Annotated in this window: 4 protein-coding genes and 3 pseudogenes; all 7 read left to right on the top strand. The window is 75.2% G+C overall.

The window, feature by feature from the left end; translation table 11 throughout:
* The coding region (locus BJF79_RS26675; protein ID WP_143220187.1) for an AMP-binding protein at positions 1 to 867 on the top strand (867 nt) is incomplete at its 5' end.
* Positions 868 to 1,333: 466 nt separating this feature from the next.
* Positions 1,334 to 1,753, top strand: a pseudogene (locus BJF79_RS61750) (condensation domain-containing protein); the annotation flags it as partial.
* Positions 1,723 to 2,592, top strand: a pseudogene (locus BJF79_RS61745) (condensation domain-containing protein); the annotation flags it as partial. The pseudogenes BJF79_RS61750 and BJF79_RS61745, both read left to right, overlap by 31 nt.
* 74 nt (positions 2,593 to 2,666) lie before the next feature.
* Positions 2,667 to 4,583 (top strand): non-ribosomal peptide synthetase, encoded by a 1,917-nt coding sequence (locus BJF79_RS26660; protein ID WP_075901455.1) that lies wholly within the window; start codon positions 2,667 to 2,669, stop codon positions 4,581 to 4,583.
* A pseudogene (locus tag BJF79_RS26655) lies at positions 4,490 to 5,344 on the top strand (condensation domain-containing protein); the annotation flags it as partial. The gene BJF79_RS26660 and the pseudogene BJF79_RS26655, both read left to right, overlap by 94 nt.
* A 139-nt stretch (positions 5,345 to 5,483) precedes the next feature.
* Positions 5,484 to 6,995 (top strand): condensation domain-containing protein, encoded by a 1,512-nt coding sequence (locus tag BJF79_RS26650; protein ID WP_316043440.1) that lies wholly within the window; start codon positions 5,484 to 5,486, stop codon positions 6,993 to 6,995.
* 196 nt (positions 6,996 to 7,191) lie between these two features.
* Positions 7,192 to 8,227: condensation domain-containing protein (locus tag BJF79_RS26645; RefSeq protein ID WP_262402622.1), on the top strand; the 1,036-nt coding region annotated here is incomplete at its 3' end.

Here is an 8,227-nt window from a genome sequence, read left to right as displayed (position 1 = left end):
GGGATGCTGAACCACCTCTGGGCGAAGATCATCGACCTGGGCATGACGGACGCCGACACGGTCGCGTTCACCGCCCCGCTCGGCTTCGACATCTCGATCTGGCAGATGCTGGCCCCGCTGCTGCTCGGCGGCCGCGTCGAGATCGTCGCCGACGGCGTCGCGCACGACGCGCCCGCGTTCGCCCGGCTGGTGGACGAGCGCGCCGTCACGGTCGTCGAGCTGGTCCCGACGATGGTGCGGCACCTGCTGGACGACCTGCCGGAACGCCTCGACGGGCCGCCGTTCCCGGGCCTGCGGTGGATGATCGCGACCGGCGAGGAGCTGCCCGCCGAGCTGTCCCGCCGCTGGCTCGAAGCCGTCCCGCACGCCCGGCTGCTCAACGCCTACGGCCCCACCGAGTGCTCCGACGACGTCACCCACCACACGGTCACGGCCGCGGACCTGGAGCTGCTCCGCCTGCCCATCGGCACCCCGGTCGTGAACGCGCGCCTGTACGTCCTGCGGTCCCTGGACGACGGGACGTGGGCGGCGTGCGACATCGGCGAGACCGGCGAGCTGTTCGTCGGCGGCGTCGTCGTCGGGCGCGGCTACCTCGGCGACCCCGACCGGACGCGCGAAGCGTTCTACCGGGACCCGTTCGGCGAGTCGCCGACCGGCCGCCTCTACCGGACGGGCGACGCGGTGCGGCTGCTGCGCGCGGGCGCGGGCGGCGCGGACCGGCCCACCCTGCAGTACCTGGGCCGCGTCGACCGGCAGGTGAAGATCTCCGGGGTGCGGATGGAGCTGGGGGAGATCGAGGCGGTGCTGCAGCGGCACCCGTCGGTGGGCGCGGCGGCGGTGGTCGTGCACGAGTATCCGGCCAGGTAGCCGAGGGTGCGCCGCCGCGCAAGTTAACGGTCGGTAATCGCATTGACCGGATTCGGTTGCCAACCTTTGTCACCCGGCGAGCGTCCGCGCCGTGCCCTGGCCTCCCCCACCCGTGTCCTTTTGTCACTCCTGTGAGCAATATTCGAGGTCAAGTTCTACTTTCGAGGGGATTGCGAGGGCTGTGATGCGGCTGCTTGACTGTGGCCCCGCTACTCCTGAGTAGGGCATGGGTCGCGGGAGGTCCACCGGGGCGGAAAGCGACGGCGCTCCGTATCAGTGGGATCACGAGGCGCAGTCCGGGGGCGCGGCCGGCGCGCTTCCAATGCGACTCGGGGAAAGGGGACGGGGTCAGCAGTATCAGTTCTGTGGTCATTCGCTCTGGTTTTCCGGCCGTCGGTTCCGGTGCCGTTAGGCGACCGCTGCCGGGCACTATGCAAACCCCTTCCGACCGGGAAAGTACCGCTTGATGTCGCCCTCCGAGTACGTTCCTCTCTCCACCGCACAGCAGAGTGTCTGGTACGCGCAGAAACTGGCGCCGGAAACGCCGATCCACATCGCGCAGTACATCGAGATCGAGGGCCCGGTCGATCACGAGCTGTTCGACCGGGTGGCGCGCACCGCCGCGCACGAGTCCCTCGCGATGAACGCGCGGCTGGCCGAGACGGACGGAACCGCGCGGCAACTCCTCGACCCCGGCGCGAGCGTGTCGATGCCGCTCGTCGACCTGTCCGCCGAACCCGACCCGGACGCCGCCGCGCGCGCGTGGATGCGGGCCCGGATGGCCGAACCGCTGCCCCCGGACGCCGACCGGCTGTTCGTCACCGCCCTCCTGCGGCTGTCCCCGGACCTGCACCGCTGGTTCATCCGCGCGCACCACACGATCCTGGACGCCTACAGCGGCGCGCTGATCAGCCGCCGCGCCGCCGAGGTCTACACGCTGATGGCGGGCGCGGCGAGTACGTCCCGGCCGAGCTGGGCGACTACCGGGCGGTCCTCGCCGCCGAGGCGGAGTACCGGACGTCGGAGAAGTTCGAGCGGGACCGCGCCTACTGGACGGGACGGTTCGCCGACCGTCCGGTGGCGGTGTCGCTGTCGGACGAGACGGCCGAGCCGACCGCCGACTACCGCAGCGAGACCGCCGTGATCCCGCCCGCCGAGTCCGCGGGGCTGGCGGCGGGCGCGCGGCGGCTGCGCACCGCGACGCAGGGCCTGGCGATCGCCGCGACCGCCGCGTACCTGGCGCGGATGACCGGGACCGAGGACGTCATCCTCGGCCTGGCCGTCTCGGGCCGCACGTCGCGGGCGGCGATGGAGACGCCCGCGATGCTGTCGACGGTCCTGCCGCTGCGGGTGACGGTCCGCCCGGACATGACGGTGGAGGAACTCGTCCGGACGGTGACGCGGGCGAGCGCGCAGGCGCTGCGGCACCAGCGCTACCGCCGCGAGGACCTGCTGCGCGACCTGAAGCTGCTCGGCGAGCGCCGCCGCCTGCACGGGCCGGTCATCAACATCATGGCGTTCGACTACCGGCTCGACTTCGCGGGCCTGCCCGCGCGGACGCACGCGATCACGACCGGCCCGATCGACGACCTGGCGATCAACATCTACGACAACTTCGACGGCACCGGGCTCCGCGTCGACTTCGACGCCCACCCCGACCTCTACACGGGCGACCAGGTCTCCGCCCACCTGCGGCGGTACGTCCGGTTCCTGAACACGCTCGGCGCCGCCGACCCGTCCACGCCGCTGCGCGAGGTGGGCCTGCTGGACGCCGCCGAGCGCTCCCGCGTGCTGGACGAGTGGAACGACACGGCGCTGCCCGTCGAACCGTCCGTCGTCCCCGCGCTGTTCGAGGCGCAGGCCGCCCGCACCCCGGACGCGCCCGCCGTCGTGCACGCCGGCACGACCCTCACCTACCGCGAGCTGGACCGGCGCGCGACCGCCTCGCCCACCGCCTGATCGGCCGCGGCGTCGGCCCCGAGGACTTCGTCGCCGTCGCCCTCCCGCGCGACGAGAACCTGATCGTCGCGGTCCTCGCCGTGCTGAAGGCGGGCGCCGCCTACCAGCCGATCGACCTGGCCCACCCGGCGGACCGCATCGCGTTCATGCTGGCCGACGCGTCCCCCGCCTGCGTCATCACGACCTCGGACGCCGACCTCCCCGGCACGACCCCCCGACTCGAACTCGACGCGCCGCCCCGCACCGACCACCCCACCGGGAACCCGACCGACGCCGACCGGGTCCGGCCGCTCGAACCCGGCAACGCCGCCTACGTCATCTACACGTCGGGGTCGACCGGACGCCCGAAGGGCGTCGTCGTCTCGCACGCCGGGGCCGTCGACCTGTGCGCGTGGGCGAAGCGGGACTTCGGGCCCGACCGGCTCGCCCGCGTGCTGTTCTCCACGTCGCTGAACTTCGACGTGTCGGTGTTCGAGTGGCTGGCGCCGCTGACGATGGGCGGCCGCATCGAGGTCGTCCGCGACCTGCTGGAGATCGCGGAGCGCGGCGGCTGGTCCGGGACGCTGATCAGCGGCGTGCCGTCGGCGATGTCCGCGCTGCTCGCGACGGGCACGGCGGCGCTGGACGCGGGCGACGTCGTCCTCGCGGGGGAGGCGCTGCCCGCCCGGCTCGTCCGGGACCTGCGGGCCCTCATGCCGGACGCCCGCATCGCCAACATCTACGGCCCCACCGAGGCGACCGTCTACGCGACGGCCTGGTTCGACGACGGCAACGCCGCCGGGCACGCCCCGATCGGCGGCCCGATCGCCAACACCCGCGCCTACGTGCTGGACGCGTCGCTCGAACCCGTCCCGGTGGGCGTGCCGGGCGAGCTGTACCTGGCGGGCGCGGGCGTGGTCCGCGGCTACCTGGACCGCTCCGCGCTCACCGCCGAGCGGTTCGTCGCCTGCCCGTTCGGGACGCCCGGCGAGCGCATGTACCGGACGGGCGACCTCGCCCGCTGGAACGCCGCCGGGCAGATCGAGTACCTCGGCCGCCTCGACCACCAGGTGAAGATCCGCGGTTTCCGCATCGAGCCCGGCGAGATCGAGACCGCGCTCGTCCGGCACCCCGCGGTCGGCCAGGCCGTGGTGGTGCCCCGGGAGGACCTGCCCGGCAATCCGCGGCTGGTCGTGTACGTGGTGCCCGCCGCGGGCGCGGCCGGGACGCTCGACCCCGACGAACTGCGCCGCTTCGCCGGGGAGACGCTGCCCGCGTACATGGTCCCGGCGGCGGTGGTGCCGCTGGACGCGCTGCCGCTGAACCCCAGCGGCAAGCTCGACCGGGCGGCGCTGCCCGCCCCCGACTTCGCGGCGCGCACGACGGGGCGCGAGCCGCGCACCCCCGCCGAGAAGCTGCTGGCGGACCTGTTCGCCGAGGTGCTGGGCGTCGCTCGGGTCGGGATCGACGACGGGTTCTTCGACCTCGGCGGCGACTCGATCATCGCGATGCGGCTGGTGTCGCAGGCCCGGCGGGCCGGTCTGGCGCTGTCCCCGCGGCAGGTGTTCCGCCACCCGACCGTGGAGTCCCTCGCCCAGGTCGCGCTGCCCGCGGACGCGGCCGCGCGGACGGCGCGGCCGAGGAGCCCGGCGCGGGCGTCGGCGAGTTCCCCGCCACGCCGATCATGCGGTGGCTGCGGGACCTCGGCGGCCCCGCCGACGCGTTCAGCCAGAGCGTCCTGCTGCGCACCCCGCCGGACCTGGGCGTCGACCGGCTGACGGGCGCGCTGCAGGCGGTCCTGGACCATCACGACGCGCTCCGCATGAGCCTGCCCGCCGACGGCGAGCCGCGCATCGCCCCGCCGGGGACGGTCGACGCCGCCGCGTGCGTCCACCGGGTCGACGTCGCCGGAGCGGGCGACGCGGCCATGGCGGAGACCGCCGCCGAGCAGGCCGCCATCGCCCGCGAGCAGTTGGACCCGGCTGCCGGGACGATGGTGCGGCTCGTCTGGCTGGACGCCGGTGCGGGCGCGCGGGGCCGCCTCCTGGTCGTCCTGCACCACCTGGTCGTCGACGGCGTGTCGTGGCGGATCCTGCTGCCCGATCTCGTCACCGCCTGGGCGGCGTGCTCCACCGGCGCGCCCGTGCGGCTGGACCCGGTCGGCACGTCCTTCCGCGGGTGGGCGGGGCGGCTGGCCGAGGACGCCCGCACCGGACGCCGCGCCGCCGAACTCGACCTGTGGACCGAGACGCTGCGGACCGACGACCCGCTGCTCGGGAAGCGTCCGCTGGACCGGGCCGAGGACACCCGCGGCACGGCCGGGAACCTGACCCTGGAACTCGACGAGGCCGCCACGTCCGCGCTGCTGACCGCCGTGCCCGCCGCGTTCCACGGCCGGGTGAACGACGTCCTGCTCGCGGGCCTCGCGCTCGCCGTGTCGGAGTGGCGGAGCCGCCGCGGCGTCCCGTCCCGGGACTCGGCCGTGCTGGTGGACGTCGAAGGCCACGGCCGCGAGGAGTCGGCGGGCGGCGACGGGACGGACCTGTCGCGCACCGTCGGCTGGTTCACCAGCATGTTCCCCGTCCGGCTCGACGCGGGCGGCGCCGCGTGGGACGACGTCCGCGCGGGCGGCCCGCGGCGGCTCCGCCGTCCGCGACGTCAAGGAACGGCTCCGGTCGCTGCCGGACAACGGCATCGGCTACGGCCTGCTGCGCCACCTGAACGCCGCGACCGGGCCGGAACTCGCCGCGCTGCCCGCGCCGCAGATCCTCGTCAACTACCTCGGCCGGGTCGAGGCCGCGGACGGCGACTGGAGCATCGCCGCCGAGGCGGGCGCCCTGGACGGCGGCGCGGAGGCCGCCATGCCGCTGGCCCACACCGTCGCGATCGACGCGATCGTCCGGGACTCGGCCGCCGGGCCCCGACTGTCGGCCACCTGGACGTGGGCGGCGCGGATCCTGGACGGCGCGGACGTCCGCGAACTGGCCGACGCCTGGTTCGAGGCGCTGCGGGGCATCGCCGCGCACGTCGCGGCGGGCGGCGGCGGGCACACGCCGTCCGACTTCCCGCTGGTCCCGCTGACCCGGGCCCAGGTCGGGGAGGCGGAGGAGGCCCAGCCGGGGCTCGCGGACATCTGGCCGCTCGCCCCGCTCCAGCAGGGCTTCTTCTTCCACGCGCTGCTCGACTCCGGCTCCGACGTCTACACCGCCCAGCTCGTCCTCGACTTCGCCGGACCGCTGGACGTCGCCGCGCTGCGCGCCGCCGGGCAGGCGCTGGTCGACCGGCACCCGGGCCTGCGGGCGGCGTTCGTCCAGACCGGCGACGGCGACCCCCTGCAGATCGTGCTCGGCGCGGCGGCGGCGCCCTGGCAGGAGATCGACCTGCACGGCGCGTCCGACGCGGAGGTCCGGCGGGTCACCGCGGCCGAGCGGGCCCGCCCGTTCGCGCTCGACCGTCCGCCGCTGCTGCGCTTCGCGCTGCTCGCGCTCGGGCCCGGCCGGCACCGCCTGCTGCTCACCACCCACCACATCCTGCTCGACGGCTGGTCCGTCCCGGTGCTGGCCGCCGAACTGCTCGCCCTGTACTCCGGGCAGCGGCCGCCGCGCACCGCGCCGTACAAGGAGCACCTGGCCTGGCTGGACGCGCAGGACGGCGACGCCGCCCGGGACGCGTGGCGGGCCGCGCTCGCGGGGATCGACGGGCCGACGCTGCTGGCCCCGGCCGCCGCCGACCGTCCGCCGGTGCTCCCCGAGCACGTCGTCCTCGACCTGCCCGACGAGCCGACCGCGTGGGCGCGGCGGCACGGGCTGACCCCCAACACCGTCGTCCAGGGGCTGTGGGGGCTGCTGCTGGCGCGCCTCACCGGCCGCGACGACGTGGTGTTCGGCGCCACCGTCTCCGGCAGGCCGCCGGAGCTGAGCGGCGCCGAGCAGATGGTCGGACTGTTCATCAACACGCTGCCGGTCCGGGTCCGGCTGCGCGAGACCGAGACGCTGACCGAGACCCTCACCCGCCTCCAGGACGAGCAGTCCGGGCTGTTCGCGCACCACCACCTCGGGCTCGGCGAGATCCAGCGGGCGGCGGGCACCGGCCCGCTCTTCGACACCATGACCGTGTTCGAGAATTACCCGCTCGACGCGTCGCTGCTCGAAGCCGCGGTCGACGCGTCCGGCTGGTGGACGCCGACCTGATCGACGCCACCCACTACCCGCTGACACTGCTCGCCGTGCCGGGCGAGCGGCTCCGCCTTCGGCTGGAGTACCGGCCCGACGTCTTCGACCGCGCCACCGCTGAACGGCTGACCGCGCTGCTGGACGGGCTGGTGCGGACCCTCGTCGCCGACCCGGACCGTCCGGTCGGCGACGTCGACTGCCGGACGCCGACGATGTGCGGGGCGCCCTGGCCGGGCTCGGCGGCGCCGGATCCCCGGACGCGCCCCGCCGGGGCGCCGCCCCCGCCGCCGGCCGTCGGCTCGTCGCCTACGTCGTCGCCGCCCCCGGCACGACCGCCGACCCCGCCGAACTGCGCGCCCACGTCCGGGAGAACCTCCCCGAGTCGATGGTGCCCGCCGTCGTGGTGGTCCTGGACGAGCTGCCGCTCACCCCCAACGGGAAGGTCGACACCAAGGCGCTGCCCAAGCCGGAACTCGCCGGCCCCGGCACCGCCTACCGGGCCCCGCGCGACGCCCGCGAGACCGCGGTCGCCGGGATCGTCGCCGACCTGCTCGGCATCGCCGCGCCCGGCATCGACGACGACTTCTTCGAACTCGGCGGCGACTCCCTCGTCGCCATGCGGGTCGCGACCCGGATCCGCCGGATCCTCGGGGTCGAACTGCCCGTGCGGGCCCTGTTCGAGGCGCCCACCGTCGCCGGGATCGCCGCCCGGGTCGCCGCCCTGGACGGGGCGGCCGCCGGACGCCCGGCACTGGAACCCCGCGAACGTCCCGACGTGCTGCCGCCCTCCTACGCGCAGCAGCGGCTCTGGTTCCTCAACCGCTTCGAGGGCCCGTCGGCGACCTACAACCTGCCGGTCGCGCTGCGCATCCGCGGCCCCCTGGACGAGGCCGCGCTGCGCGCCGCCGTCGGCGACCTCGTCGCCCGGCACGAGTCGCTCCGCACGATCCTGCCCGACCACGGCGGCCGCGCCCGCCAGCTCGTCCTCGACCCGGCCGCCGCGCGCCCCGAACTCGACGTCGTCGACACGACCGAGGCGGAACTGCCGCTGCGGCTCGCCATGGCCGTCGACCACGCCTTCGACATCTCCGCCGAACCGCCCCTGCGCACCGCCCTGTTCCGGATCTCCCCGGACGAGCACGTGGCGCTGCTGCTCATGCACCACAGCGGCGGCGACGGCTGGTCGATGGCCCCGCTCGCCCGCGACGTCATCCACGCCTACGCGTCCCGGGCCGAGGGCCGCGCGCCCG

It is taken from the genome of Actinomadura sp. CNU-125, from assembly GCF_001942465.1.
In the GTDB taxonomy this organism is placed as follows: Bacteria; Actinomycetota; Actinomycetes; order Streptosporangiales; family Streptosporangiaceae; genus Spirillospora.
This window is presented reverse-complemented; position numbering and strand designations above follow the sequence as displayed.